The sequence below is a fragment of the Halomonas sp. WWR20 genome, from assembly GCF_054602495.1.
In genome coordinates this window covers 12,609-39,009 of sequence record NZ_JBTRHR010000010.1, presented here as the reverse complement: position 1 = coordinate 39,009, position 26,401 = coordinate 12,609, and the positions used below count along the sequence as shown (strand labels likewise).

At 61.5% G+C, this 26,401-nt stretch carries 20 protein-coding genes; 1 reads left to right on the top strand and 19 read right to left on the bottom strand.

Annotated features, from left to right (window positions below):
* Nucleotides 1–38: 38 nt before the first annotated feature.
* From ACW4DH_RS16370 to ACW4DH_RS16360, 3 genes are all read right to left on the bottom strand, one after another.
* Nucleotides 39–3,911: an AsmA family protein gene (locus ACW4DH_RS16370; RefSeq protein ID WP_459637477.1), complete on the bottom strand. Its 3,873-nt coding sequence runs from the start codon at nucleotides 3,909–3,911 to the stop codon at nucleotides 39–41.
* 162 nt (nucleotides 3,912–4,073) lie between these two features.
* Nucleotides 4,074–4,625, bottom strand: a complete 552-nt coding sequence (locus ACW4DH_RS16365; RefSeq protein WP_459637476.1) for a hypothetical protein — start codon at nucleotides 4,623–4,625, stop codon at nucleotides 4,074–4,076.
* Between the two features lie 482 nt (nucleotides 4,626–5,107).
* Complete coding sequence (locus ACW4DH_RS16360; RefSeq protein ID WP_459637475.1) at nucleotides 5,108–5,425, bottom strand: hypothetical protein; 318 nt, start codon at nucleotides 5,423–5,425, stop codon at nucleotides 5,108–5,110.
* 468 nt (nucleotides 5,426–5,893) lie between these two features.
* Between ACW4DH_RS16360 and ACW4DH_RS16355 the strand changes: the two genes are divergently transcribed.
* Complete coding sequence (locus ACW4DH_RS16355) at nucleotides 5,894–7,084, top strand: amino acid aminotransferase (protein ID WP_459637474.1); 1,191 nt, start codon at nucleotides 5,894–5,896, stop codon at nucleotides 7,082–7,084.
* A gap of 61 nt (nucleotides 7,085–7,145) precedes the next feature.
* Here ACW4DH_RS16355 and ACW4DH_RS16350 read toward each other — a convergent pair whose 3' ends face one another.
* The 16 genes from ACW4DH_RS16350 to ACW4DH_RS16275 all read right to left on the bottom strand — a co-directional run bounded on the left by ACW4DH_RS16350 (nucleotide 7,146) and on the right by ACW4DH_RS16275 (nucleotide 26,374).
* Nucleotides 7,146–8,456: an MATE family efflux transporter gene (locus ACW4DH_RS16350; RefSeq protein WP_459637542.1), complete on the bottom strand. Its 1,311-nt coding sequence runs from the start codon at nucleotides 8,454–8,456 to the stop codon at nucleotides 7,146–7,148.
* 97 nt (nucleotides 8,457–8,553) lie between these two features.
* Nucleotides 8,554–11,058, bottom strand: coding sequence for an EAL domain-containing protein (locus ACW4DH_RS16345; protein WP_459637473.1), 2,505 nt, complete (start codon nucleotides 11,056–11,058; stop codon nucleotides 8,554–8,556).
* Nucleotides 11,059–11,309: 251 nt separating this feature from the next.
* A complete protein-coding gene (gene dkgB, locus ACW4DH_RS16340; protein WP_459637472.1) occupies nucleotides 11,310–12,128 on the bottom strand; it encodes a 2,5-didehydrogluconate reductase DkgB in 819 nt (272 codons plus the stop codon).
* A 204-nt stretch (nucleotides 12,129–12,332) separates the two neighbouring features.
* Nucleotides 12,333–12,923, bottom strand: coding sequence for a YceI family protein (locus tag ACW4DH_RS16335; protein ID WP_459637471.1), 591 nt, complete (start codon nucleotides 12,921–12,923; stop codon nucleotides 12,333–12,335).
* A gap of 151 nt (nucleotides 12,924–13,074) precedes the next feature.
* The gene (locus ACW4DH_RS16330) at nucleotides 13,075–13,629 is read right to left on the bottom strand and encodes a cytochrome b (protein WP_459637470.1); all 555 of its coding nucleotides are present in this window, start codon (nucleotides 13,627–13,629) and stop codon (nucleotides 13,075–13,077) included.
* 199 nt (nucleotides 13,630–13,828) lie between these two features.
* A complete protein-coding gene (locus ACW4DH_RS16325) occupies nucleotides 13,829–15,016 on the bottom strand; it encodes an O-succinylhomoserine sulfhydrylase (RefSeq protein WP_459637469.1) in 1,188 nt (395 codons plus the stop codon).
* Between the two features lie 82 nt (nucleotides 15,017–15,098).
* The gene (purF, locus tag ACW4DH_RS16320; protein ID WP_459637468.1) at nucleotides 15,099–16,616 is read right to left on the bottom strand and encodes an amidophosphoribosyltransferase; all 1,518 of its coding nucleotides are present in this window, start codon (nucleotides 16,614–16,616) and stop codon (nucleotides 15,099–15,101) included.
* 228 nt (nucleotides 16,617–16,844) lie between these two features.
* A complete protein-coding gene (locus tag ACW4DH_RS16315) occupies nucleotides 16,845–17,477 on the bottom strand; it encodes a CvpA family protein (RefSeq protein WP_459637467.1) in 633 nt (210 codons plus the stop codon).
* On the bottom strand, nucleotides 17,474–18,133 hold the full coding sequence (locus ACW4DH_RS16310; RefSeq protein WP_459637466.1) for an SPOR domain-containing protein: 660 nt from the start codon (nucleotides 18,131–18,133) through the stop codon (nucleotides 17,474–17,476). Before ACW4DH_RS16310 ends, ACW4DH_RS16315 begins: the two co-directional genes overlap by 4 nt.
* A gap of 9 nt (nucleotides 18,134–18,142) precedes the next feature.
* Nucleotides 18,143–19,423, bottom strand: a complete 1,281-nt coding sequence (gene folC, locus ACW4DH_RS16305; RefSeq protein ID WP_459637465.1) for a bifunctional tetrahydrofolate synthase/dihydrofolate synthase — start codon at nucleotides 19,421–19,423, stop codon at nucleotides 18,143–18,145.
* Entirely contained in the window at nucleotides 19,424–20,365 is a 942-nt protein-coding gene (gene accD, locus ACW4DH_RS16300) for an acetyl-CoA carboxylase, carboxyltransferase subunit beta (protein WP_459637464.1), read from the bottom strand. It abuts the gene before it with no gap.
* A gap of 97 nt (nucleotides 20,366–20,462) precedes the next feature.
* Nucleotides 20,463–21,266, bottom strand: coding sequence for a tryptophan synthase subunit alpha (gene trpA, locus ACW4DH_RS16295; RefSeq protein ID WP_459637463.1), 804 nt, complete (start codon nucleotides 21,264–21,266; stop codon nucleotides 20,463–20,465).
* A 16-nt stretch (nucleotides 21,267–21,282) separates the two neighbouring features.
* Nucleotides 21,283–22,497 (bottom strand): tryptophan synthase subunit beta, encoded by a 1,215-nt coding sequence (trpB, locus tag ACW4DH_RS16290; RefSeq protein WP_459637462.1) that lies wholly within the window; start codon nucleotides 22,495–22,497, stop codon nucleotides 21,283–21,285.
* A 10-nt stretch (nucleotides 22,498–22,507) separates the two neighbouring features.
* Nucleotides 22,508–23,128 (bottom strand): phosphoribosylanthranilate isomerase, encoded by a 621-nt coding sequence (locus ACW4DH_RS16285; protein ID WP_459637461.1) that lies wholly within the window; start codon nucleotides 23,126–23,128, stop codon nucleotides 22,508–22,510.
* The gene (truA, locus tag ACW4DH_RS16280) at nucleotides 23,113–24,018 is read right to left on the bottom strand and encodes a tRNA pseudouridine(38-40) synthase TruA (RefSeq protein WP_459637460.1); all 906 of its coding nucleotides are present in this window, start codon (nucleotides 24,016–24,018) and stop codon (nucleotides 23,113–23,115) included. The genes ACW4DH_RS16285 and truA overlap by 16 nt, the downstream gene beginning before the upstream one ends.
* 130 nt (nucleotides 24,019–24,148) lie before the next feature.
* Nucleotides 24,149–26,374 (bottom strand): type IV pilus assembly protein FimV, encoded by a 2,226-nt coding sequence (locus ACW4DH_RS16275; protein ID WP_459637459.1) that lies wholly within the window; start codon nucleotides 26,372–26,374, stop codon nucleotides 24,149–24,151.
* Nucleotides 26,375–26,401 lie beyond the last annotated feature (27 nt).

Here is a 26,401-nt window from a genome sequence, read left to right as displayed (position 1 = left end):
CGGCTCCAGGTCATGCCGGGGATCGACGTGGGTCCGGTTCATCGTCGATCGTTCTGTGTCTGGAACTCGTCCATTACCTGCCGACAGCCCGGTCCGGCGTCTTCCCCCAGGCCCAGATCCACCCAGGGCAGTATCGCCAGCGGGGGGGCGATGAGCGCGCCGATGATGGAGGCAGCCCCCCGCGCGATCAGCTCGGCGGACATTACGCTCACCTGAGGACTTCGCAGCGGCCCTTCGAGTTTCACCGGCGAGGCGGACTCCAGGAAGCTAATGTCCTTGGGATGCCCCTCGAAAGCCAGTTGCATCCGTTCGGCACCCAGGTCAATCGTGCCGCCGCCGGTGAAATTGGAGTCCCGTGTGCCGATAAAGAACTGTTCGAGCTTTGCCAGGCCGTTTTCGGCATTCAGCCGGGCGTAGGCACACTGCATGGGAACCTGATCCGAATCCGCCAGTTTGGCGACCAGGGCTTCACCGGCATCCAGTCCCAGTATCTCAACCGTTAACATATCCAGGTGGCCGCCGGACATGGCCAGTTCCAGCTTGCCGTTGAGGTTGGCCATGACCTCGTCCATCGAGCGGCCATGGAAACGCAGCTGCGTCTCGCCTCCCAGAATACCGGCGGAGTCCTGCGCGATATCGGGCAGATCGGCACGCCGCAACAGCGGCTTGAGGTTGACCCCGCGTGCCGAGAGCTGCAGTCGCCCGTTCATCGGCGCCTGCCGGGCATCCAGCCGCAGTTGACCGGTCACCTCGCCGGTACCGAGGCCGATACGCAGGGGCTCCAGCATCAACACGCCCTGGTCGAGCGTCAGTTCGAACCGTGCGTCATTCAACGGCACGCTACTGGCACTGATGTCGGCGGCCGTGTAGTGCACCTCGGCATCCATGCGACGCAATCCGGCGAGATCCCAGTCCTCGTCGGGAAAGAGGCTGGTCTGCTGGTGTTGGCGCTGGGCGCGCTGACGCTGTTGAGGTGAAGCGGTCTCACCCTCACCGATTTCAGGTGCCGCCCCCCAGAGAGGCCGCAGGTCATCAAAGTCCAGCTTCCGGGAATGCAAGGTGGCCCATAACATGCTCCGCTGCTCCCATTCGAGACGCACATCGCCACGAATGTCGCTATCGCCAAACTGGCCGCGCAGATTATTTAGCCTCAGCAATTGTGAGTTCCCGCGCAGCCGACCCTCCAGTTCGTAAGGCGGCACCGCCGGCAGGTTGAGGCCGGTCAGCACATTGATGCGTGCCGGGTTGGGCCCTGCGATGTGAAACTGGGTATCAACGGCGCCCAGCTTGAGCGGCTGGGTAATGGTGCCATCGACATACGCGCTGGTCTGCCGCGAAGCGAGAGTGCCGGAGACCGGATAGGGCTTGTCGGGATCGTTGAGATCGAGCAGCGGCCCGAGCACCAGATCAAAGCGAAACGGTTGCTGGTGACGCGCACCTCTGCCCTCGATATGTACGCCGGGCGCCGCCACCCCCTGAATCTCCTGGGATTCGGCGTGCAACTGCACGCGCCAGTCACGGGCCGGGGAACGGTAGGCCAGATCCGTGTCGCGTAGCGTCAGCGCGGCGTCTTCCAGCGCCACATGGATTTCGCCGTCCAGCGTCCCCAGTGCCGCGTGACCCAGCGGTGCCAAAGCCTGCCCCAGATCCACCTGGTCCAGTTGAGCGTCGAACTCGCCCCGTGGGGTCTGCGGCTGCACGTCCAGCCAGCCCTGAACGCTCAGTTCACCCTCGCCCTGCACGGCATGCAGACGCTGCACATCGAGCCGACCGTTATCGAGCTGTCCGACAACCGCGACGTCGCGCAGCACTTCTTCACCGTAACTCAGCCGCTCCAGCCCGATATCGACTTGGCCCTGGTAGCGGCGCAACGGTGCCAACTGCTGGGCCCAGCGCTGCTTTTGACTATCGCTGGCGGCGGCGTCCGAACTTGCCTGCTCCTGCGAGGCATCCTCTTCATCGCCCCGGAGCATTTCCATCACGCCCCAGCGGTTGAGATCGAGCCACTTGGCGTCGACCTGCGCATCGATCCGCGGCGTCTCGCCCATGGCGACGCTCACCGAGCCGGTCCAGTGGTTATCGCCGACCCGCGCCTCGAAATCCTGTAGCGCCCAGAGCAGGTTCTCCTGGTTCAAATGTTCCAAGCGGAGCCGTGTGTCGAGCGTGAACGGTGAATCCGTCGGCACGTCCAGCCCCGTCCATTCGTTCAGATCGATCAGATGATTCACGGTCGCCAAGCTGTTGCCTTGACCATGCAGCATGACGTCGGCAGCCGACGGATCCAGCGGCCGGGTGACGGTGCCGTCGAGCCTCACCGACGTGTCCCGGGAAGCCACGGTCCCCGACACGGGATAGGGGTCGGCGTCGAGCAGTTGCAGCAACGGCCCGATCACGAGGTCGAACTGAAATGGCTGCCCCTGCCGGATACCGCTGCCCTCGACATGCACACCAGGGGCCTGGGTGGCCTTAATCTCGCGGGACTCGGCATGCAACTGCACGCTCAGGGCCTGATTCGGGAACTGATAGGCCAGGTCCGTCTCCTGCACGGTCAGCCCGCGCGAGGAGAGCTTGGCGTGGAGGTCGCCATCCAGCGTCCCCAGATCGCCATGCCCCAGCGGGGCCAGGGCTTCGCCCAGATCCAGCCGGTCCATCCGGGCCTCAACCTTGCCCTGCAGTGTATCGGGCTGAACCTCCACCCACCCCTGGGCGCTGAGCTCGCCATTATCCTGACGCGCGTGCAGACGCTGCACGTCGAGTCGGCCATCGGCGAGCTGGGCTTGCAAAGCGACGTTGCGCAATACTTCGTCGCCGTAGTCCAACCGTGCGACCGTCACGTCCATCTGCCCCTGGTAACGCCTCAGCGGCGCCAGTTGCTGGGCCAAGCGCTGACGCCAGTTGCCGCTGGCTGTTTCCTGTTCTCCACCCTTTAGCAGTTCCATAAGGCCCCAGCGGTTGAGATCGAAACGATCGGCCTCGATCTGCGCCTGGAGACGCGGCGTCTCGCCTCGTCTCCAGGCCAGCGAGCCGGTCAGTTGACTCTGCCCGACCTGCGCCTCGATCTCCCGTAGGGCCCAGCGTTGTCCTTGATGGGAAAGTCGCCCCTGAATGTCGAGGGCCGGAATCTGCGGCTGCTGGCGCCCCAGCAAGGCCGCAATATCTGCCGATGCCGGGGCCGACACCGAGACCTGGCCCTGCAACGATGCGAGCCGTTGGATATCCTGCGACTGGCCGTCGAAATGGATCCGGATCTCGCCCAAGTGCCCATCCAGCGTCGCGGGATAGGGCTGGGGCTCCTCGGCCAGCACCCGACTCGGTGCGCCGCCCTGGGCCTGGAATTCGAGTGGCTTGCCCTGGAAGCGTCCCTGCCCCTGGATCTGCAGACGCTGCGAATCGGGGCCCTGGCTGGTGGTATGCACGTCCAGCGTGATGTCGGCATCGAGAATGGGGTCCTGATAGGTGAGCCGCCCCTGGTCGATGGCGATCACTTCCGGCTGCAGGCTCGAACCGCCGCTGTCGCTACCGCCGGCTAATGCGGCCCAGTTAGCAACGCCTTGTGCGTTTCTGGCCAGGTGGGCCACGGGCTGCTGCAGATCGATACGCGTGAGTTGAATATTGCCTTGCAGCAACTGGCCGGTATCGACGGCAATATTCAGCGCCTGGATCTGTAACATCCGTTCATGTGTCGCCCAATCGGTATTGGCTACGCGGATATCTTCGAGATGGATATTCAATGGCCAGCCCCAACCGATATCCAGGCTGCCAATCTCGACTGGCCTGCCTTCGAGGCGTTGACTGACCTGCCCTTCCAGCCAGTTTCTTGTCCAAGACGACTCCAGCAGCAGCATCGCCATCAGCAATAGCAACCCCAGCCCCACCAGTGCCGCAAATATTCGTCGGGCCGTCTTGATCACCGTCCCTCTCCCGCGCATAACGCCTTACCAAGCGAGGTATATGAGATATGCAAGGCATATAAAAGGCAGCTAGTCATTTACCAACTGCCTTAATGCTTTTGCTTAATATTTTTTTATGGCCATGGCTCTTATCTAATGCCTCCCGCTTTTATTGGAAGCGTATTAGTTGCTATTACGGCCATCGTAACTGTTCTGATTGCCATAGCGATTCTGATCGCCGTAGCCGCTCTGGTTGCCGTAGTTCTGGCTGCCCTGGTTGCCATAGCGGTTCTGATCGCCGTAGCCGCTCTGGTTGTCATAGCGGTTCTGGCTCCCCTGATTGCCGTAGCGGTTCTGGTCGCCATAGCCGTTCTGATTACCGTAATTCTGGTCGCCGTAGCGGTTCTGATCGCCGTAGCCGCTCTGGTTATCGTAGTTCTGGCTACCCTGGTTGCCGTAGCGGTTCTGGTTGCCGTAGCCGCTCTGGTTGCCTTGGTTGCCATAGCGGTTCTGGTTGCCGTAGCCGCTCTGGTTGCCTTGGTTGCCATAGCGGTTCTGGTCGCCGTAGCCGCTCTGGTTGCCTTGGTTGCCATAGCGGTTCTGGTCGCCGTAGCCGTTCTGGTTGCCTTGGTTGCCATAGCGGTTCTGGTCACCGTAGCGATTCTGGTCACCATAACCGTTCTGGTTGCCGTAGTTCTGGCTACCTTGGTTGCCATAGCTACCTTGGTTTCCCATGCCCATTCCGCTCTGGCCATCGTAACCTCGCGTACCGCCAGCGCCTTGTTGAGCAAGCGCAGCACCAGAGGAGGCAATTGCGGTCGAAACTGCAACCGAAACGAGTAATTTCCTAAACATGGTTGTCTCCTTTAGTCGATAATCTCTTATCCATTCATGAAGACTATGCACAACCAAGTTAGAAGCTAATGATGCAACTAAAAGCTACGTTAATTATAGTTTTGTTAAGCTTAACGAACCAAGCGCAGCTCTAAGCCCGGGCCTCCCCCTTCCATAAACAGACGGTAGCAATCAAATTCATGTTTCACCAGCGCCAGACAACTGCAAGTGTCAGCTCGCCTGAGCCAAGCATTGGGTGTTTTAAATCCATCATGAAATGCTTTAGGCCAGTGCCTACAAGAGCAAGACGATATAAGTCAAATAGGCGCCAGCCACCCAACGTTCTCATCAGGCTGCCAGCGCCGTAGGCGATACGACAACGCTTAACCGCCCTGGCTACTCTGTGGCCCACCGGTGCCGCCCTGGTTAGCCTCTTCGGCGCCTTGGTCATCTCCGCCATTTTGGCTGGCGCCCGAGTTTTGTTCGCTTATGACATCCTGGTTACCATAGCCCCTACGGTACTCGTTATCCTGCTGATCCCTGACGGTGGGCACGTGGGTATCGCCCCGTTGATTCTCATCATGGAATTTTTCCTGGTGAGGGTCGTCAAGACGCTGCTTGCCATCTTGCTCAGCAATGGCGGAACCGGCGGCGGCGAGCGCGACCATAACCGTCGCTGACACGAATAATCCCCTAAACATGGCGTTCTCCTTGCTCCTCTCAATATTTATACAGGATCAAGTCTAGTCTAAGAATGGTGGCTAGATTGGCCTGCATTCGTGATTGACTCATTCGTCTTCGCTATCTGCGAAGCGGATAGCTTAGGTCGTGCTTGCCCACCGCCTGTGCCGTATTAAGGTCGGCGCACCGGTCGCCAGCGAGACCGAACTCACTGAGGCTTCAGGTTCACGGTTGGCAGTTCGTCGAGCGCAATGGCATCATGCCCTTGGGGCATATCCGTATGCTCCGCCATTTCGACTGGCCCTGGGGTCTCCCCCCGGTGGGCACAAGCGCCGAGGATGAGGGCCATCATCCAACGTGGCTCACCGCATGAGGGAAGCGGTTGCTAGCCAGGCGGTTCATGAATCGCCTAGTGGCACTTACACTTAGGGCCAGTGCAAGAATGATTTCATTCATGGCCGCCAGAACCGACGAGGTAGCGAAGTAACATGTTCGAGCAGATTGCGCGGGTTCCCGGGGATGCCATTCTCGGGTTGATCGAAGCCTTCAACAAGGACACCAATCCTCAGAAGGTCGACCTGGGCGTTGGTGTCTATCGCGATTCCCACGGCAATACGCCGGTGATGCGGGCCGTCAAGGAAGCCGAGGCACTGCTGCTGAAGAACGAGACCACCAAGAGCTATATCGGCTCACACGGTGACCCGCGCTTCGGCCAGGTCATTCTTCCGCTGGTACTCGGCGAGCAGTCGCCGGTGCTGGCCGAGAAGCGTGCCAGCGCCACCCAGGCCCCCGGCGGTACCGGCGCATTGCGCCTGGCAGCCGACTTCATCAAGACTCAACTGCCCGGCAAGGGCATCTGGGTCAGCGATCCCACCTGGCCGAACCATCTGGGCATCTTCGAGGCCGCAGGCGTCCCGCTGAGCAAGTACCCTTACGTCGATGCCGACAACCGTCTCGACTTCGAAGGTATGCTCGCGGCATTCAAGCAGATTCCTCAGGGTGACGTGGTGCTGGTGCACGCCTGCTGCCATAACCCCTCGGGTTTCGATCTTTCCAGCAGTCAGTGGCAACAAATTCTGGAAGTGATCAAGGAGCGTAATCTGCTGCCGCTGGTGGACTTCGCTTATCAGGGCTTCGGCGACGGCCTCGAGGAAGATGCCTACGGGGCGCGGCTGCTGGCCGAGAATCTCGACGAGTTGATCATTACCAGTTCTTGCTCGAAGAATTTCGGTGTCTACCGCGAACGTACCGGTTGCCTGATCATGATCGCCAGGAATGCCGAGCAGATGGAGAACGTACGCTCGCAAATGGCCATCGTCGCCCGTGAGAACTATTCCAACCCGCCGGCCCACGGCAGCGCTATCGTCTGCGAGATCCTGCAATCCGCAGAACTGGCCGCGACCTGGCGTGAGGAACTTACCGAAATGCGTGATCGCATCAACGGACTGCGGCGTGATTTCGTCGAAGCGCTGAAGCCCTACGGATTGGACAAGGCTTTCGCCCATGTCGCCGAGCAGCGCGGCATGTTCTCCTATACCGGCCTCAAACCGGAGCAGGTCGATCGCCTGCGCGATGAGTACGGCATCTACATGGTGCGCTCCGGCCGCGCCAATGTGGCGGGACTTGCCACCGAGAATCTGCCCTACGTCACCCAGGCCATCGCCGCCGTTTCGAAGTAACTCTCATACCAGAAAAGTCCTGCGCCCGGGTTTCGCCCGGGCGCTTGTCGTTGCACGAAACTTACTTGCAGGACACCGAAGAAGGAGACCCGCCGCGCGAGGCGTCCTTGCCGCGCGTGCCCAGCGAATGCTGAAAGAGCCCCAGCGCCACGGCCCCCGCCAGTACATTGCCCACCGCTGCGCCCAACGCCAGGCCGACCATTCCCCCCCACATGGCGCCCAGCCACACGAAGGGCAAGTAACATACGAACAGGCGCAGGAAGGACAACACCATGGCGCGAAGCGGCCAGCCCAGGGCGTTGGACGCCGACACCACCAGGATGCACAACCCCAGCAGGGAGTAACTGGGCAGCAGCGCCCGGATCAGCACGGTCAGGTCACCTTGCACCTCGGGATTGCCCGATAGCGCCTGCGCCACCCAGGGAGCCGCCAAGGCCATGACGATTCCCAGCCCCAGTTGCCACACCACAACAGCGCGAATGGCGATTTGCATCAGTTGACGGATGCGCGGCCAGTCATTGGCGCCATAACAGCGCCCCAGCCAAGGGGGCAACGACATGGTCAGTGCCAGCACCACCATCAGGGAGACGGTTTCCAGGCGGCTAGCCAGCCCCCACGCCGCCACTGCCGTTTCCCCCAGCATCGCCACGATCGCCGTCGCCAGCATGGCGGAGGCGGGCGGCATGAGCTGGCTGATCATCGCCGGTCCGGCAATGCCCAGGAAGGTGCCGGCGGAGCGACGGCTCTCCGCCGCCAATCCCTCGCGGCTCAGCCAATCCTGATGTCTCAAATGCAGCATCACGATGAGTAGCCCGATACCGAAGGCTAACGCCGTCGCCCAGGCGGCCCCCGGTAGACCCAGACCGGGAAACGGCCCGGCGCCGAAGATCAACAGCGGATCGAGCCCCAGGTTGAGCAGGCTGGTCAGAACCATCATCTTGCCGGGCAGGCGGGTATCGCCGTGTGCCCGAAACAGGCTGTAGCCGAAATACAGCAACGCCCCCAGCCAACTGGCAAAGAGCTGCGGTGCCCAGTAGGCGCGGATCAGCGTCAGCACTTCATCGTTTGCGCCCAAACGCTGAAAGATCGGCACCTGCAAGGCCCAGAGCACGACCGACAGCACCGCGATGGCGATACTACCGCCGAGAAGTACCAGGCTGCCCAGCCGACGCGCACGTGCCTGTTCGTCCGCGCCCAGCGCACGCGATACCAATGCCGCAATGGCAATGCCTAGACCGACCTGGACGCCGATGATCAGGAAAGACAACGGAAAGGTGAAGGATTGTGCGGCCAGCGGCACGGTGCCCAGCCGGGCAATGAAGGCGCTATCGACCAGTTGAAAACCCAGCAGCGACAGCACGCCGATGGCCATGGGCCACGTCTGCTGCCATAACTGCCGGCGTAACGAAGAAGGTTCCAGCACGTCGGCTCTCAAGTCTTGGATGGGTGGAATGTTTCAATAAGGATAGTCATGAAGGTGGTGCACTCGTCGTGTTCGCCTCGTGGGCGTGGCGTACCAGCCATTGTCGAGCTTGTGCAATATCGAGCGGATGCGACAGCCAATAACCCTGTCCGATAGCGCATCCCTCCTCGCGCAAAAACGTCGCCTGCGCCGCGGTTTCCACACCTTCGGCGATCACTTCCAGTCCCAGGGCATTGGCCATGGCGATCATGGCGCGGATAATCTGGCTATCTTCACGACTGTTAGGTAGGTCATGCACGAAGCTGGCATCGATTTTCAGGGTATCGATCGGCAGTCGCCGCAAGTAGGACAATGACGAGTAGCCGGTGCCGAAGTCATCGACCGACAGCCGCACGCCAAGCGCCTGCAGGCGATGAAGTACGCGTTGCGTCACGTCCGAATGATCGGGAATCAGACAGCTTTCGGTCAATTCCAGTTCGAGCAGCGTGGACGGGAGAGAAAAACGTGCCAGTCGATTTTCCAGATCGTCGACGAAGCGCTCTTCACTCAATTGGCTTGCCGAAACATTTACGGCAATCGGCACACGCCTCAGATTCTTCCATGTCGCCTGCTGCGCGCAGACCTGGTCGAGAACCCAGCTACCGATACGCTCGATCATACCGAGCTTTTCCGCCAGGGGAATGAACTGCGCCGGTGAAACGACGCCAAGTTCCGGATCGTTCCAGCGCAGCAGCGCCTCGAACCCCGCCAGATGTCCGTCGTTCAATGACACCTTGGGCTGATAGACCAGTTCCAGAGCCTGCTTGTCGAGCGCTCGGCGCAAGCTATGTTCGAGGGTCAGCTCGTTGCGGTTATGCTGTCCCATATACGCGGTATAAAAACGGAACTGATTGCGCCCCGCCTCCTTGGCCCGGTACATCGCAGTGTCGGCGTGCTTGAGCAGACGGTCGGGCGTGTCGCCATCCTCGGGATAGACACTGATACCGACACTGGCCGACACGCCAAGTTGATGGCCCAGCACGTCGAGCGGCCGACAGACTTCGAGAATCAGCCGTTCGGAAAGACGTTCGAGGTGTGCAAGTTCGGTCAGCTCCGGCACGAGAATGGTGAACTCGTCACCGCCCAGACGCGCCACGGACTCCCCCTCACCCACGCCGACATGCAGGCGTCGTGCGATGTCCCGCAGCACTTGATCGCCAATGTGGTGTCCCAGGGTATCGTTGATGCGCTTGAACAGATCAAGATCGAGAAACAGCACGCCCATGCGATGCTGATGACGATGCGCACTGGCCAGCGCCTGGCCGAGACGATCCAGAAACAGCCGGCGATTGGCCAGTCCTGTCAAGTCATCGAAATACGCCAGGCGGTGAATCTGCGCCTCCTGGCGCTTGCGATCGGAGATATCGCTGAAGATCGCCGCGAACTGCTGAAGTTCGCCCTCGTCATCGCGGATTGCCGTGATGGTCAGCCATTCGGGATAGATTTCGCCGTTTTTGCGCCGGTTCCATATCTCGCCCTGCCAGTAGTCCTGTTCAAGCAGCGCGCTCCACATGCGCCGGTAGAAGGCACCATCCTGACGCCCCGAGCTCAGAATCCCCGGCGTCTTGCCGACGGCTTCCTCGGCACTGTAACCGGTCAGCGTGGTAAAGCTGGGGTTGACCGACTGGATGATGCCATGCGCATCGGTGATGATGATGCCATCCACCGAGGCATTGATGACGCGCTGAGCCAAGCGCAGGTGCTCGGACGAAGCCCGCAGGGCATGGTCGCGCTCAGTCAACGCCTCCTTAAGTTGATCAACCATCTCGTACTCGATGCTTGCGACGATATCGGCAAATGACAGCAGGCCACATAATTCACCCCCTGCATCCAGCACGCCCAAGTGGCGGAAATCCCTGTCACGCAATAACGTTACGGCACGCATCAGCCCGGTCGAGTACGATACCGCCAGCAGATGACGGCTACTGATATCGCCGACCTGCTTGTCAGGCACGACGTCTGCCAAGGCTGCGACCAGATCACGCTCGGTGAGGATGCCGTAACTTCGCCCACCGTAATCGATGACAGCCGCATCGACATCCGCCTCACGTAACCGAGCCACCGCCTCGCCGAGCGAAAGGCTCGCCAAGAGCACCAGTGGCGGCCGTGAAATTGTCGCTCCTACGTCGCGCATGGACAGGTAATATTCCATGCCCTGTTCACGCACGATATCCGTTAGCGTCAGCATTCCCAGCGGTTGCCCCTGGCTGTCCTCCACCAGCAGGCGGCGCAGGCGCTTTCTTTTCATCAGCATTGCGGCGTCGTTGAGATGCGTATCGTGTGCAATACGGATCACGGGGCTACTCATCAAATGCGCGATCGGCATGCTGAGAAGGGTGCGGTCGGCAAAATCCAAGCGCCGCGCATCGCCTTCGCTCCAGATACCGCAGATTGCGCCTCGCTCAGTCACCAGAATGCAGCTGACTCGCGCCTCGCGCATGCGCCGCGCGGCTTCACCCAGCAAGGTCGTCGACGCACAAGTCAACAATCCCCCCCGGACCAAGTGCCCCACTTGAGGGTTCCCCCCCCTGCCATTCTGTCCCCGATGCATTCGATGTGCTTCCACGTCGTTTATTAAATTGCCGCGCGTGACTATCTTTAGCGGTGATTGAACCTCGGCGAAATTCAACATTGCCGATAGAACGCCCATAAACAGTGGCGAGTGGCTATCTTAACATCAAAGCGGGGAGCTCTTTGTCGGGCCGGTCAACTTCATGACGGTACGCTCCACGAAGTCAGTGAAAGCCGAAATGCTACGATCTCTTACTCATCCCAGGCGGGCGCAAAATCAGGGTCGGCGATACGCTCGCCCGCATCCAATGCATCGATACGGCGACGCTCGTCATCTGACAATGGCAACTGCATGGCCTCCAGGTTCGCCTTCTGATGCGCGGGTTGGGTCGAGGAAGGAATGACCACGATTTCGCGCGACGCCACCCAGGCCAGAGCCACCTGTGCCGGCGTGGCCTGATGGACTGCGGCAATATCCTGCAATACCGGATCATCCATCACCTTGCCTACCGCCAGCGGCATGTAGCCCGTCACCTGCAGGCCCTTTGCCTGGCAGTGCTCGACCAGCTTGTGGTTGGCCAGGTAAGGATGCACCTCGATCTGATTGGTGATCAAATGCTCGCCTCCCGGTACCTCCAAGGCCCGATCGATCTGGGTCATGGTGAAATTAGAAACACCGATGTGTCGGGTCAGGCCTTTTTCACGCGCTGCGTTAAGCGCGCCGAGAGTTTCCTCCAGGGGTACCTCATCGCGGGGAGATGGCCAGTGAATCAGCACGAGATCCAGCCGATCGACATTGAGCTTGTGTAGGCTCTCCTCCAGACTGGCGATCAACGCATCGTGCCTGAGCCGGTCCCACCAAACCTTGGTGGTCAAAAAAATCTCGTCCCGCGGCACGCCGCTCTGGCGTATCGCCTCACCCACTTCACTCTCGTTATCGTACATCTGGGCAGTATCGATCATGCGGTAACCCAGCTCCAGCGCCGAAGTCACCGAAGCGAGAACAGCCTCGCCTTGCAGACGGAAGGTACCCAATCCCATACGGGGCAATAGACGTTGAGCTTGTGGCATGTAACACCTCATCGGACAAAAATGATGCACCGGCATTGCCGGCGATTGATCACGCAATGCCTGATGAGTATAGGCATGCCATAGGAGATTGCCTGAGCGCAGACATAACCAGGTCAGCTACCGTCGAGACGAACACGGCCCCATGAGAAGACTCACGGGGCCGGTTCACTCGTCACATCAGCATGGCGCTACTGGATCATGGCGCTACTGGCGAATGCCCTCGAAGACCATATACATCTCCACCTCGGAGGCGGATGGGCCGAGCATGCTGGTATCGATGCCGAAATCTGACAGGGTCAGCGTTGTCGTTCCCTCGAAGCCTTGGCGATAGCCGCCCCAGGGATCTTCTCCACCGCCGATATGGTGCACATCGATGGTGATCGGCTGGGTCTCGCCGTGCAGAGTGAGATCCCCGGTCAGTTCGCCTTCGCCGTCGCCGTCGCCGGTGGATTCGAATCCGGTGGACTCGAAGGTGGCTTCGGGATATTCGCTCGCATTCAGGAAATCGTCACTGAGGATATGCTTGTCGCGCTCAGCATTGTCACTGTCGAGGCTGTCCACCTGGATAGTGGCATTAACGCTGGAATCCTCAGGGCTTTCCGGGTCATATGTAAAATTGCCCGAAAAATCAGGGAACGTACCCAGAACATAGGAGTAACCCAAGTGACTGATCTTGAACTGAACGAAGGCGTGCTGGCCTTCGGTATCGATCACGTAGTCGGCCGCCTGAGCCTGGGACAGCGGAACCATGGAAGCCGCCATCAACGCTGCTGCCAATGCCGTTTTCTTGAACATCGTTATCACTCCTTGTGAGTCAAAAGAATCTGCACCGCGTTTTACCTGCCTCTTCGTGCCGCCATGTACCCCGACGCTCCCGGCATGACCGTTTCTACAATGGCATGGTGACTTCCACCGTATAGCCGAGCGCAGCGAATGAAAAGGGATTCTAGTGCTGTCGGGCATGACGCGGATCCAGCATGCGCACCAGCGTGTCATGGCGGTCCAGCCAATGATGCTTGAAGGCTGCCAGCATGTGGCCCACGGAGAGTATCACCAACGCCCAGGCGGCATACCAATGCACGTCACCCGCCACGGTAGCCTGGTTGGGCAAACCGCTGACCAGCGCCGGCACCTCGAAGAGCCCGAATACGCTGATGCCCCGCCCCTCGGCAGTCGGGATCAGATAGCCGCTGATCATCACCACGAACATCAGCACATAGAGCAGCCAGTGTCCGGCATGCGCAGCCCAGCGCTCGGCCCGACGCCCATGGGCCCGCGGCGTCGGCTGTATCAGACGCCAGACGACCCGCAGCACGGTGACCGCCAACAGTAACAGGCCAATCGATTTGTGCCACCAGGGACCAAGCTGATACCAGTTGTCGTAGTAACCCAGCCCGGTCATCCACCACCCGAGGGCAAAAAGCCCGAAGACCGCCAGGGCACTCAGCCAGTGCAGACCCATGCTCATCAGGCCCCAGCCGCGTGTCGTGTTACGCCACATGTCGCCGCCTCGTTGGAGTATGTCTTGAGCATACGGCGTCTTCTGCGCTTCGACAGCCCAGCAAACGTGAACGCATCATTTACTCCAAGGAAACAGTTACTGTTTCTCGCGAAAAATCCTGCCCCGACCGCACCAGCCCGAGACAAAAAAACACCCCGCGAAGGCGAGGTGTCGGAAAGATTGATCTATCAAGGCCGGGTCATATCTGCTTCAGGCCACGTGCCAGGTCGGCCTTGAGGTCGTCTATATCCTCAAGCCCTACGGCGATGCGTATCAGCCCCTCACGAATGCCTGCGGCGGCCTTCTGTTCCTCGCTCAGGCGGCCGTGGGTGGTAGTGCCCGGATGCGTGATGGTGGTTTTCACGTCGCCCAGGTTGCCGGTGATCGACATGATGCGGGTCGCATCGATGACCTGCCAGGCCCCCTCTCTCCCGCCGCGCACCTCCACGCCCAATACCGCCCCGGCCCCCTTCTGCTGGCGCTGGGCCAGTTCATGCTGCGGGTGGCTCTCCAGTCCGCTGAAATGGACGCGCTCCACGGCGGGCTGAGCCTCCAGCCAGCGCGCCAGCGCTAAAGCATTCTCGCAATGAGCCTTCATTCTCAGACTGAGCGTTTCCAGTCCCTTGAGAAATATCCAGGCGTTGAACGGGCTCATGCTCGGCCCACAGGTCCGTACCACGCCAAACAGCTCTTCAAGCTCGGCATTACGTCCTACCACTGCGCCGCCGATGGCCCGTCCCTGGCCGTCGAGGTACTTGGTCGCCGAGTGTATGACCAGGTCCGCGCCGAGATCCAGCGGACGCTGCAACGCAGGCGTCAGGAAACAGTTATCGATGGCAAGCCAAGCGCCGTGCCGGTGCGCCAGTTCGGCAAGCTGAGCGATATCCACCAACTCCGACAGCGGATTGGAAGGCGTTTCGGCGAACAGCAATTTGGTCTGCGGCGTGATGGCCGCCTCCCAAGCCTCGAGATTGCCTAACTCGACATAGCGGGTAGTGATGCCGAACTTGCCCAGATACTTGCTGAACAGGCTGACGGTCGAGCCGAAGACCGATCGCGAGGCGACGATTTCGTCGCCGGCCTGCAGCAGCGCCAGCGCGGTGGACAGAATCGCTGCCATGCCCGAGCTGGTCGCGACGCAGCGCTCGCCGCCTTCCAGCGCCGCTAGACGTTTCTCAAAGGTGCGCACCGTCGGGTTGGTGAAGCGAGAATAGATGTTCCCCGGCTCTTCACCGCTGAACTTGCGCGCCGCCTCGGCTGCGCTGCCGTAGACGAAACTCGACGTGGGAAAAATCGGCTCGCCGTGCTCCTGCTCGGCAGTACGCACATGGCCTGCACGAATCGCCAGGGTATCCAGCGCTACATCGTTCAGATAATCATCGTTCATGGGTTATCTATTCCTCCGGCGGGGCTGGTCAGCGCCCGCGGTCTTGAGTGTTCCGCAGACGCCGACGGCTTGGCAAATGCCCCTAGTCGTAATTCTCGACGTCGTTGTGCAAGTCGACCACAGAATGGGCCGTACCCGCCTGATGCTTGACGGCATCGCTGCGCAAGGCCTCCAACGCGGCCAGATAGGCCTCGTCGATATCGCCGGTGACGTATTCGCCATCGAATACCGAGCAGTCGAACTGCTCGAGCGAAGGGTTGACATTGCGACAGGCGGTCTTCAGATCCTCGAGATCCTGATAGAAAATGCGATCGGCGCCGATCAACTCGCCCACTTCGGCCTCGCTACGCCCGTGCGCGATCAGTTCGTTGGCCACCGGCATGTCGATGCCGTAGACGTTGGGATAGCGTACCGGCGGTGCGGCAGAGGCGAAATAAACCTTGCGCGCCCCGGCTTCGCGAGCCATCTGGATGATCTGTTTGCACGTGGTCCCGCGCACGATGGAGTCGTCGACCAGCAGCACGTTCTTGCCGGCAAATTCCACATCGATGGCATTGAGTTTCTGACGCACCGACTTCTTGCGCTGAGTCTGCCCCGGCATGATGAAGGTACGTCCGATGTAGCGGTTCTTCATGAAGCCTTCGCGGAATTTCACCCCTAGATGCTGGGCCAGCTCCAGCGCCGAGGTCCGCGAGGTATCGGGAATCGGAATGACCACATCGATGTCGTGATCCGGCCACTCCTTGAGAATACGGTCGCCGAGCATACGCCCCATCTCCATGCGCGTGCCATAAACGTAGGCACCATCGAGGATGGAGTCGGGCCGCGCCAGGTAGACATGCTCGAAGATGCACGGCGCAAGCACCGGCCGGTCGGCGCACTGCTGAGTATAGATCTGACTGTTGAGGTCGACGAAGATCGCCTCCCCTGGCGCCAAGTCACGGCTCAGCTCGAAGCCTCCCACGTCCAGCGCCACCGATTCAGAGGCGATCATCACGTCCAGGCCTTGCTCGGTCTCCAGCGTACCGAACACGACAGGACGGATGCCGTGTGGATCGCGGAAAGCGACCATGCCGAAACCGTTGATGAACGCTACCGCCGCGTAACCGCCGCGACAACGCCGATGAACCCGACGCACGGCATCGAAGATATCGTCGGGCGTCAGGTGGTGGCCCTGCTTGCCAAGCTCGTGAGCGAAGACATTGAGCAGCACCTCGGAATCGGAGCTGGTATTGATATGCCGCAGGTCGGTGGAATACAGCTCCTGCTTGAGCTGTTCGGAGTTGGTCAGATTACCGTTGTGCGCCAGCGAAATGCCGTAAGGCGAATTGACATAGAACGGCTGGGACTCCGCTTCGCTCGACGACCCCGCCGTCGGATAGCGCACATGGCCGATGCCCATGTTGCCCTTCAGCCGGTTCATGTGGCGAGTATGGAAGACATCGCGCACCAGGCCATTGCTCTTGCGTAACAGAAAGCGACCATCGTGCCATGTCATCATTCCGGCGGCATCCTGCCCACGGTGCTGCAGTACTGTCATGGCGTCGTATAACGACTGATTGACCGCCTGATTGGCCATGAGGCCCACGATACCGCACATTCCGCCTTACCTCGCTTGCGTTGAACATCGTCAGCGAGACGCGCAACGTCTCGCCATACTTCAAGAAACCGCTTACGCCCTGGCATACGGGCCGACGGGAAGCGTCCCGCCACACCTGCTTCGTCATGGCTTCAATCTTGATGGGGACTTATCGAGACCCTCTTACAGCCCATAAAATTCCACTCGGGCTCTTGTCGCTCATTCTACCCGCTTTCATCTTCACGTCCCTCATGGGTGCGGCTCGTTGCCGCCGATCGCGGTGCGCTCGAAAGGAGTGTCCTGAAAAGAGACATCATCAGGCGGCATGCGCAACGTGTCGGGCATGGATGGCAGGCGCTCGATCAGACGGGAAGCCGACCCGGTACGGTCCTCCCAGGTTCCCATGCCCTCCCAGGTTTCCAGACGACTAACCGACCAATTGCGCAGTTCTTCAAACGCAGGACGCAGCTCGGCCTGGCGCCAGGCCAACATCTCACTCAACGGCGTGAGACTGATGACAATGGTGACCAGTACCAGTACCGCCGCGCCGCGCAAGGCGCCGAAAACACTTCCCGCAACACGGTTGAAGAAGCCCATGCCCACCCACTCCACCGCCGCATTGATGAGCCGGATCACAAAACCGCACACCATGACCACCCCGAAGATCACCAGCACGAAACCGAGCACTAGCCGTACGTCGGGATGCGAGATGAACCCTTCCAGCATGTTGCCCACCGGCAAGGCAAACAGCCGTGCCGCAAGTAGCGCAACGATCCAGGTCGCAAGACCTAGGGCTTCCCGTACCAGCCCGCGCAGAAAGCCGGTTAACATCGAGACTGTCAACACCAGCAGGAAGGCCCAGTCGAGCCATGTCAGGGTCATCCCTGTTCCTTGATACGGATCAGCAGGCCCTGAATGTTAGCTTTCGACTTGAGCTGCGTACGTGCCTGCTCCCCCGCCTCGGAAGACCCGAAGGGGCCGACATAGACAGTGGTGAGATTATTGTCGCGCGGCTGCTTATATGCCGGAAAGCCTTGCTCCTTGAGCTGCTGGGTCAGGCGTTCCGCATTGTCCGCTTTTCCAAAGCTGCCAACCTGCACGGCCCATTCACCGTTGGGGGCACTGGAAACCGTGGGAGCGGATGCGGACGCCGGCGACGAGGACGTGGATTTCGATTGGGCAATCTCGGCGATCGGATCGGGCTTGGCCGGGGTGGGCTCTGAAGCGGGCTCAGGCTCAGGCTCGGGCTCGGGTGAGGCGGGCATTGCCGTAACCTGGGGAGGCTCTGATGACTCCGTGCCGGAGGACAACGCTTGCGGTGGCTGACGGTTCGCCGGTGTGTCCTGACTCAATGAAGCCGGCGGCTGCGGCGCCGCCACCGGTCGCCGATCGACCGGAATTGGCTGCTCGATGGTCAACACCGGCTCGGGGCGTTCTCCCCGCGGCGTGGGTTCATCGAACAGCATGGGAAGAAAGATGGCGCCCAGGGCCACGAGGATAATGGCACCGCTGATGCGCTCACGCATTCCATATTTCATGACGCTCTCCTAATCTACATCTGCTGCCATCAAACACTCGAGAGCTCCTGCGACGGTATAAAACGAGCCGCAGACCAACACCTCCTCACTTTCCGTCAGCCGCGCTCTCAACCATTCGGTACCCTCGGCCGGTGACGCCGCCTCATGCAACAGTGTCTGGCCCTGCTCCTGCAATAGCTCGGCCAGCTCTGCGCTGCTGCGTGCCCGAGACCCCTCGAGCCCCACCGCCACCCATGCATCTATGACCGGCGCCAAGGCGGCGATGACTCCCGCGGCATCCTTGTCGCCCAGCATGCCCAGCAAGCCGATACGCCGGGCAGGCCGGGCACGCCGGGCCAACTGAGTCGCCAGGTAATGGGCTGCATGGGGATTATGGCCGACATCCAGACACCAAGGCCCTCGCCACTGCATGCGCCCCGGCAAGCCTACCGCCTCGAAGGCTTCGACACAGGCGGCTGTTTCCGGCGCAAAACCCGCCAGCAAGAAAGCCTGCAACGCCGTGGCGGCATTATCCAGCGGCAAGCCGGGATCGGGCAGCGGTTCGAGCGTCCGCTTGCGGCCTTGGCCATCGACACCGTGCCATCGCCACTCTTCGCCGAGCGATTCGCGCAGGAAGTCGCGCCCCAACGCGAAGGCGGGAGCGCCAAGCGCGTCCGCCACCTGATGAACACTGGCCGGCAAGCTTTCGCTCCCCAGCACGACAGGGTGGCCGCCGCGCAGGATACCCGCCTTCTCGCGTCCGATGCCTTCAAGGTCCGTGCCCAGGAAATCGGCATGATCCTGCGCGATAGTGGTGATCACGGCGACATCGGCATCGACGACGTTGACCGCATCCAGCCGTCCGCCCAACCCCACTTCGAGAATCGCCACATCCGGCTGCGCCTCGCCAATGAGCCACAACGCTGCCAGCGTTCCAGCCTCGAAATACGTCAGGCTGACGGGCTCATCCTCCAGGCGTGCCGCCTCGACACGCTCGAAACCGCTGACTAGCGCAGTATCACTGGCCTCGAGACCGTCGAGTCGCAGTCGCTCGTTGTAACGCAGCAGATGCGGCGAGGTGTAGGCCGCAGTCGTATGCCCATGTGCCCGGGCCAGGGCTTCGAGCATGGCCACGGTAGAGCCCTTGCCATTGGTGCCGGCCACGGTGACGACGTGCCCGGCCAGACGCCGCTCGAGCAGCCCCAGGCGACGGGCGACCACGACGACACGCTCGAGGCCGAGATCGATGGACACAGGATGCTGGCGCTCAAGATGCGCCAGCCAATCCGACAGGGTTAGCGGTGTGGACATTCAGGGTTCGGCCTGAGAGGAATCCAGATCATCCAGGGTCGTATCGGTTATCTCCTCGGGCGGCGTGTCGACCACGCCGCCGATCATCGGCTGATGCGTCAGCTTGCGCAGTATCGCGCCTAGGCGCTCGCGCATTTCGCTGCGATGAATGATCATATCGACAGTGCCGTGCTCAAGCAGGAATTCGCTACGCTGAAAGCCTTCCGGCAACTTCTCGCGTACGGTCTGCTCGATGACCCGCGGTCCGGCAAAACCGATCAGCGCATAGGGTTCGGCGACATTGAGATCGCCCAGCATCGCCAATGATGCCGAAACGCCACCGAAGACAGGGTCGGTCAACACCGAAATATACGGCACCCCCGCCTGCTTGAGGCGCTCCAGCGCCGCAGAGGTCTTGGCCATCTGCATCAGCGAGAACAGCGCCTCCTGCATGCGCGCCCCACCCGAGGCCGCAAAGCATACCAGAGGAATGTTCTCCTCCAGCGCCAGCGTCGCTGCGCGTACGAACTTCTCCCCCACCACGGCCCCCATGGAGCCGCCCATGAAAGTGAACTCGAACGCTACGACCATCACCGGCAGACCGTCCAGCGTTCCGCGCATGGCAATCAGCGCGTCATTTTCGTCGGTCGCCTTCTGCGCCGCGGCCAGACGATCCTTGTATTTCTTGGAATCGCGGAACTTGAGCCGATCGGCAGGCTGCAGGTCGGCGGCAATCTCTTCGCGGCCCTCGGCATCGAGGAACCAGTTCAGGCGCTTGCGTGCCGTCAGTCGCAGGTGGTGATCGCACTTGGGACAGACGTTGCAATGCTTCTCGAGTTCAGGGAGATAGAGCACCGACTCACACTTGGGGCACTTGCGCCAAAGCCCGTCGGGCACACTGCTGCGGCGGTCGCTGCGCTGGGTGCGGCTCATCGACGGCACGATCTTGTCTAGCCAGCTCATGGTCAGGAAAGGTTCCGTGTTGCTTGTCGATCCACCCGGCTCGCGAGACTTGGCCGGGCCTACGAGGATTAATGTCTAAAAGGCAGCCTGCTAGGACTCAGCGGTCGAGTGCTTGGCGCATCTCACCAAGCACGGCCTTGAGCTCGCCGGGTATGCGCTGGGGCGCTGTCGCATGTTCAGCGATGCGGTTAACCAGTGCGCTGCCGACAATGACGCCATCCGCCACCTGGCCCACCGCCGCGGCAGACTGCCCATCGCGAATACCGAAGCCAACGCACAGCGGCAGCGAGGTCATTTCGCGCAGCATATCCAGTTGCCGCCCCACGCCGTCGACATCGAGTGTCGCCGCTCCGGTTACACCCTTGAGCGAAACGTAATACAGGTAGCCTTCACCATGGGCGCATATTGTAGCGGCACGCGCGGGTGAGGTGGTAGGGGCCACCAGGAAGATCGACTGTAGGCCGCGCGCCTTGAGCAGTGCGGCGACATCACCCGTCTCCTCGGGCGGCATATCCACCACCAGCACACCGTCGATGCCGACTTCCCGGGCGCCGTCGGCGAAGACCTCATAGCCCATGCGCTCGATGGGGTTGAGATAGCCCATCAGCACGACGGGCGTCTCATCGTCCCGCGTGCGAAACTCACGGACCATATCGAGGATGTGCGACAGGCGCGTGCCGTACACTAGCGCCCGCTCACAGGCCTTCTGGATCACCGGCCCGTCGGCCATGGGATCGGAGAACGGCACTCCCAGCTCGAGAATGTCGGCGCCGGCTTCGACCAGCGCATGCATGAAGTCGACCGTATGCTCCGGTGCAGGATCACCCGCCGTGATATAGGGAATCAGCGCGGTACGGCCCTGTTCCTTGAGAGCGGCGAAGCGTTGATCAATACGATTCATGTTCTGGACTCCGCCGTTAGAATTGGACGCCATCGATCTTGGCCACCGTCAGAATGTCCTTGTCGCCACGCCCGGACAGGTTGGCGATGATATGCTGATCCGGGCGCATCTCGCGTGCCAGTTTCTTGGCATACGCCATGGCATGCGCAGATTCCAGCGCCGGCATGATGCCCTCGACGTGGGTCAACTCACGGAACGCCTCGAGCACCTCGTCGTCATTGGCGGCAACGTAGGTCACCCGACCGACATCCTTCCACAACGCATGCTCCGGCCCTACGCCGGGATAATCAAGGCCCGCCGAGATCGAATGCGTATCGGCGATCTGGCCGCCTTCGTCGGACATCAGGTAGGTGCGATTGCCGTGCAGCACGCCCGCCGGTGCGTTGGCAGTCAGCGGCGCGGCGTGGCGCCCGGTCTCGACACCGTCACCGCCGGCCTCGACCCCGTACATCGCAACCTCATCATCTTCGACGAAGGGATAGAACAGCCCCATGGCATTGGAACCGCCACCGACGCAGGCGATCAGCGCATCCGGCAGCCGTCCGATCTGCTTGAGCGACTGTTCGCGCGCCTCGCGCCCCACCACCGAGTTGAAGTCGCGTACCAGCATCGGGTACGGATGCGGGCCGGCGACGGTACCGATGATGTAAAAGGTGTCGTCGACGTTGGTCACCCAATCACGTAGCGCCTCGTTCATCGCGTCTTTCAGAGTCCGCGAACCGGAGTCCACCGGGATCACGTTAGCGCCCAGCAGATGCATGCGATAGACGTTGAGCTTCTGACGCTCGACGTCTTCGGCCCCCATGTAGATGTCGCACTTGAGCCCCAGGCGCGCCGCCACGGTGGCGGTGGCCACGCCGTGCTGGCCGGCACCGGTCTCGGCGATGACCCGCGGCTTGCCGCTCTTCTTGGCCAGCAGGGCCTGCCCGATGGTGTTGTTCACCTTGTGTGCGCCGGTGTGATTGAGATCCTCGCGCTTGAGCCATATCTGTGCGCCACCGAGCTGGCGGGACCATCGTTCAGCATGATACAGCGGAGACGGACGGCCAACGTAATGGGCCAGGTCGTAGTCGAATTCCGCCTGGAAGTCCGGATCATCGCGAAGACTCATGTACGTCTTCTCCAGTTCATCCAGGGCGAAGCTCAGAGTCTCCGAGACGAACCGGCCACCGTAAGGGCCAAAATGGCCACGGGCATCCGGCAGTCGGGTCAGGTCGCTGAACTTGGTCACGAAAGACACCTCATGGGGCTTGAGTTAAAAACACTTGATGAAGAAATGCCTGGATCTTGGCGGGGTCCTTGATGCCCTTGGCGCGCTCGACGCCTCCCGAGACATCGACGGCGTGAGGCCGAACTGCGCCAATGGCCTCACCGATATTGGCCGGATCAAGACCTCCAGCGAGGATAACAGGTTTTGACAGGGTCGGGGGGATTCGCGACCAGTCGAAGGTTTCCCCCGTACCGCCCGGAACCCCCGGCTTGTAGGCGTCGAGCAGCAACCCCCGGGCCTCGGCATAATCGCGGGCCGCGGCGTACAGGTCGACGCCTTCACGCATGCGCAGCGCCTTGATCCAAGGACGCGTGAAACCGTGACAGGCCTGCGGGCTCTCCTCGCCATGAAACTGCAGCAGATCGAGATGCGCCTCGCAGCGGCGAATGAATTCGGCGTCCTGATCGACGAACAGGCCGACCCGCGTGACGAATGCGGGCACACATGCTGACAGCTCGGCCAGCCGGGCCTCGTCGATGGCTCGCGCACTGCCCGACCACATCACGAAACCGACGGCATCGGCGCCGGCCTCGACCGCCGCGGCAATATCTTCTTCGCGGGTCAACCCGCAAATCTTCACTCGGGTACGCATTGCGCCCTCCTCGGCCGGACAAAGCCCCCCTTGGGCAACACACGCTCGCCGGTCCACTCACCTCGAAACGCCAGCAGACTAGGGCCCAGCGGTTCGCGCGGCAGGTCGTAGCGAGCATCATAGATGGAGTCGACGAAGTGCAACCCGCAACCGGGCGCCGTGGCATTGGCCAGCGAGCGATCCTGGTGTGCCAGCAGGCGCGCCATATGCCCCTCATCCTGCTCGCCCCTGCCGACCACCACCAGCGCGCCGACGATATTGCGGATCATATGGTGCAAGAAGGCGTTGGCCTGAATGTCGACCACTACCAGAGGGCCATGACGCTGCACTTCAATGAAATGCACATGCCGCCATGCGCTCTTGGATTGGCAGCTCGCGGCCCGAAAGCTCGAGAAATCGTGCTCGCCGATCAGCGCCTGCGCGGCGACATGCATGCGCTCGGCATCCAGTGGTTCGCGGCACCAGGTGGCGTTGGCCCGTTCGAGTACCGGCCGGTTGGGCTGGTTGAGCAGCACATACTGGTAACGCCGCGCCAGGGTGCAAAATCGCGCATGAAAGTCGCTTGCCACCGGCACGGCCCAGCGTACCGCGACATCACGCGGCAAGTTGGCGTTGGCGCCGAACACCCAGGCTTTCTGGGAACGCGCCACGTCACTGTCGAAGTGCACGATCTGACGCGTGGCATGAACACCGGTATCGGTGCGCCCGCTGCACAAGGCGCGAATGGGCGCGTTCGCCACCTTGGAGAGCGCGGTTTCCAGAGCGGCCTGCACCGAAGGGGCGTGTTTCAAGCGCTGCCAGCCACAGTAAGCGCTACCATCGTACTCCACGCCCAGCGCGAAGCGTCCGACATGGCGCTGAGAGTCATCCAAGGAGGTAAAAAACGGCATGGGCCCACAATCTTACGTCAATGAACCTGCCTTGCCCGGCTCGGGTAGAACATGAAACGCCAGGTATTGCGCAGGTCTGCCGAACGATGCGGCTCTCGCAAAAGACGGCCTCAGCAAGACCTGCCTACCGTCAGCGGGAACCGCGCTTGAAAGAGGGCTCATTATCCAGATGCAGGGCCTCGAATGCTACCTCCTCGATCTCCCACTCCACCTCGGGCACCCCGTGGGGGACCTCAGGGGCATGCGCGTCAGCGTCAGCGGTATCAACCTCGGGTAGCTCATATTCGATGCTCGGCTGCTCCAGCACAAGGGAATGTGCGGTACGCTGCTCGGCATTCAATACCGGAGGCTCGTACTCTATCATGCTAGGCTCGGCCTGAGCCGAGCTGGCGCATGACTCTGCGCTCGACTCCCCCACCGGTTCGGCCCCGGTCTTCACTTCGGCGGCTACCGGTGCGTCGAGAGTCTGCGCCGACGTCTCTTCAGCCACCTCAAGGGCCGCATTGTCCGTCGGGGTCGATTCGGCACCTGGCGGGCGTGACGCGGCATGACCGCTACGCCAGTCGGGAACCGTGCTCAGCGGGGCGAGCATCGTCGCTGCCGCCGGCACCGCGTCGTTAGCCCGCGACTGGCTCTCTCTCGCCGGCTCGATGTTCGATGACGGCTTCGATACCGCATCATCAATCTGGCTTTCGCGCTGCTCGGCATGCCGTGTGCGGTAGTGTTGGGCGAGTCGCAACGCCTCCTGGCGATGCTCGGCATGCGGCGTCTCACGCAAGCGCTGGGCCTCGCGCTCGACACCGGACATATCGCCCAGCTCGCCCAGCACCATTAACAATTTCAGGCGCAGGGCCTCATTGTCAGGCCCCGTCTCGAGACGGGTCTGCAACCAGTCACGTGCCTGGTCGTAGCGTCGATAGGCGATGTAGATATCCGCCTCGCTGATCGCCGTGGCCTTGAGTCCCTCATCCTGATTCGCGGATCGGGCCTGCCCGGGCGACATCATGGAGGCTTCGCGGGACGGCATCGAGACCACGGGTTCCTGCTGACGGCGGCGCATCCATCCCAACCATCCCAGCAGCAATACGGCCAGGCCACCGGCCCACCACTGCCACTGACCCATTGCCTTCTGCCACCAGGGCCGAGCCATGCCAGCCTGGGCCGTCGCTACCGGCATGGCCGCTTGCGCCATGCTCCCCCCGGCATCAGGCTCGACCGTCGCATCGGCCACCGTGGGCTCTCCAGCCGCGGCGGCCGTGATCTGCGGCTCGGAGCGGCTGTCGAGGGCGTCGCGTAACGCGGCGACCTGTTCCTTTAGACGCTCGACCTCCCCGGCCAGTGCTTCGCGTTGCTGTAGCACCTGATCGAACTCGCTCCGACTCGTGTTCCAGGCATCCTCTAGACGTACCAGGCGTTGCGCGATATCGCTGCCGGCACCACTCTGCCCATCGTCGCTGAGCAGTGTCAGCCGTGGCCGTGCCTCGCGCTCGGTTATCGAGGCGGCATTGCCTGGAGCAGCGGTCTGGCCAACGTCAGCGGACGAAGCCTCACCCTGAGAGGAGGCTGCCACTGCATCCGTCACGTCACGCTCGGCAATCCAGTCCCGATACTGCGTGCTGATTTCCGTCGCCGCCTGTTGCGGATTTTCCGCGCGCATGGCCTGCGCCGAAGGAACCTGAAGGAAATCCCCGGCCTGCAGACTGTTCATGTTGCTCCCGACAAAGGCGTCGGGATTGGCCTCATATAGCGCGAGCATGACTTGGCGCAAACTGAGGTCCGGGGCGGGGCGCACACGGCTGGCGATGCCCCATAACGTATCGCCCGGGCGCACCTCGACGTTATCTGGACCTTGTCCGCGCGGCACTTTTGCCGGGGCAGTCACCGGAGCAATCTCCGAGACACTCGGCGCGTTCCCGATGTCCTCAGCCGGGTGCTGGCCAACGATCAAGGCCGGCGCGGAATGGTAGTCGACGGGGTCGAAAAGCAGCGTCACCTGACGTTGCAGTTGCCCGTTCGGCCATTCCAGATCCAGCAACAGATCGAGGAAGGGCTCGCGAACCGGCTTGGGGCTGGTGATGATCAGTTGCAGACCGTCGACGATCTTGTCCACATGCAGGCTGAGACTCTCCGCAAGTGCGCTACGCTGCATCCCAGCACGCTCATAGGCACCCTCGCTCGCCAGACTGGCATGCAGTTGCGAACTATCCAGCCCTTGCGTGTCGGTGAGCGTCAATGTGGCGTGCAAAGGCTCGTTCAGGCTCGAACGCAGCTGCGGCTCGGCAATGCCGAGCGCCATCACCATCGGGCTGAAAGCCACCAGCCCCAACAACACGCTCCACGAATTCTTGCGCCTCATGGCGATCCTCTGGGTACCTTCCGAGCC

Coding starts and splice junctions, on each gene's coding strand:
- ACW4DH_RS16365 (WP_459637476.1), bottom strand. CDS start 4,625: ATGGGAAACCAAGGTAGCTATGGCAACCAAGGTAGCCAGAACTACGGC.
- ACW4DH_RS16360 (WP_459637475.1), bottom strand. CDS start 5,425: ATGTTTAGGGGATTATTCGTGTCAGCGACGGTTATGGTCGCGCTCGCC.
- ACW4DH_RS16355 (WP_459637474.1), top strand. CDS start 5,894: ATGTTCGAGCAGATTGCGCGGGTTCCCGGGGATGCCATTCTCGGGTTG.
- ACW4DH_RS16350 (WP_459637542.1), bottom strand. CDS start 8,456: ATGGCCATCGGCGTGCTGTCGCTGCTGGGTTTTCAACTGGTCGATAGC.
- dkgB (WP_459637472.1), bottom strand. CDS start 12,128: ATGCCACAAGCTCAACGTCTATTGCCCCGTATGGGATTGGGTACCTTC.
- ACW4DH_RS16335 (WP_459637471.1), bottom strand. CDS start 12,923: ATGTTCAAGAAAACGGCATTGGCAGCAGCGTTGATGGCGGCTTCCATG.
- ACW4DH_RS16330 (WP_459637470.1), bottom strand. CDS start 13,629: ATGTGGCGTAACACGACACGCGGCTGGGGCCTGATGAGCATGGGTCTG.
- ACW4DH_RS16325 (WP_459637469.1), bottom strand. CDS start 15,016: ATGAACGATGATTATCTGAACGATGTAGCGCTGGATACCCTGGCGATT.
- purF (WP_459637468.1), bottom strand. CDS start 16,616: ATGTGCGGTATCGTGGGCCTCATGGCCAATCAGGCGGTCAATCAGTCG.
- ACW4DH_RS16315 (WP_459637467.1), bottom strand. CDS start 17,477: ATGACCCTGACATGGCTCGACTGGGCCTTCCTGCTGGTGTTGACAGTC.
- ACW4DH_RS16310 (WP_459637466.1), bottom strand. CDS start 18,133: ATGAAATATGGAATGCGTGAGCGCATCAGCGGTGCCATTATCCTCGTG.
- folC (WP_459637465.1), bottom strand. CDS start 19,423: ATGTCCACACCGCTAACCCTGTCGGATTGGCTGGCGCATCTTGAGCGC.
- accD (WP_459637464.1), bottom strand. CDS start 20,365: ATGAGCTGGCTAGACAAGATCGTGCCGTCGATGAGCCGCACCCAGCGC.
- trpA (WP_459637463.1), bottom strand. CDS start 21,266: ATGAATCGTATTGATCAACGCTTCGCCGCTCTCAAGGAACAGGGCCGT.
- ACW4DH_RS16285 (WP_459637461.1), bottom strand. CDS start 23,128: ATGCGTACCCGAGTGAAGATTTGCGGGTTGACCCGCGAAGAAGATATT.
- truA (WP_459637460.1), bottom strand. CDS start 24,018: ATGCCGTTTTTTACCTCCTTGGATGACTCTCAGCGCCATGTCGGACGC.
- ACW4DH_RS16275 (WP_459637459.1), bottom strand. CDS start 26,374: ATGAGGCGCAAGAATTCGTGGAGCGTGTTGTTGGGGCTGGTGGCTTTC.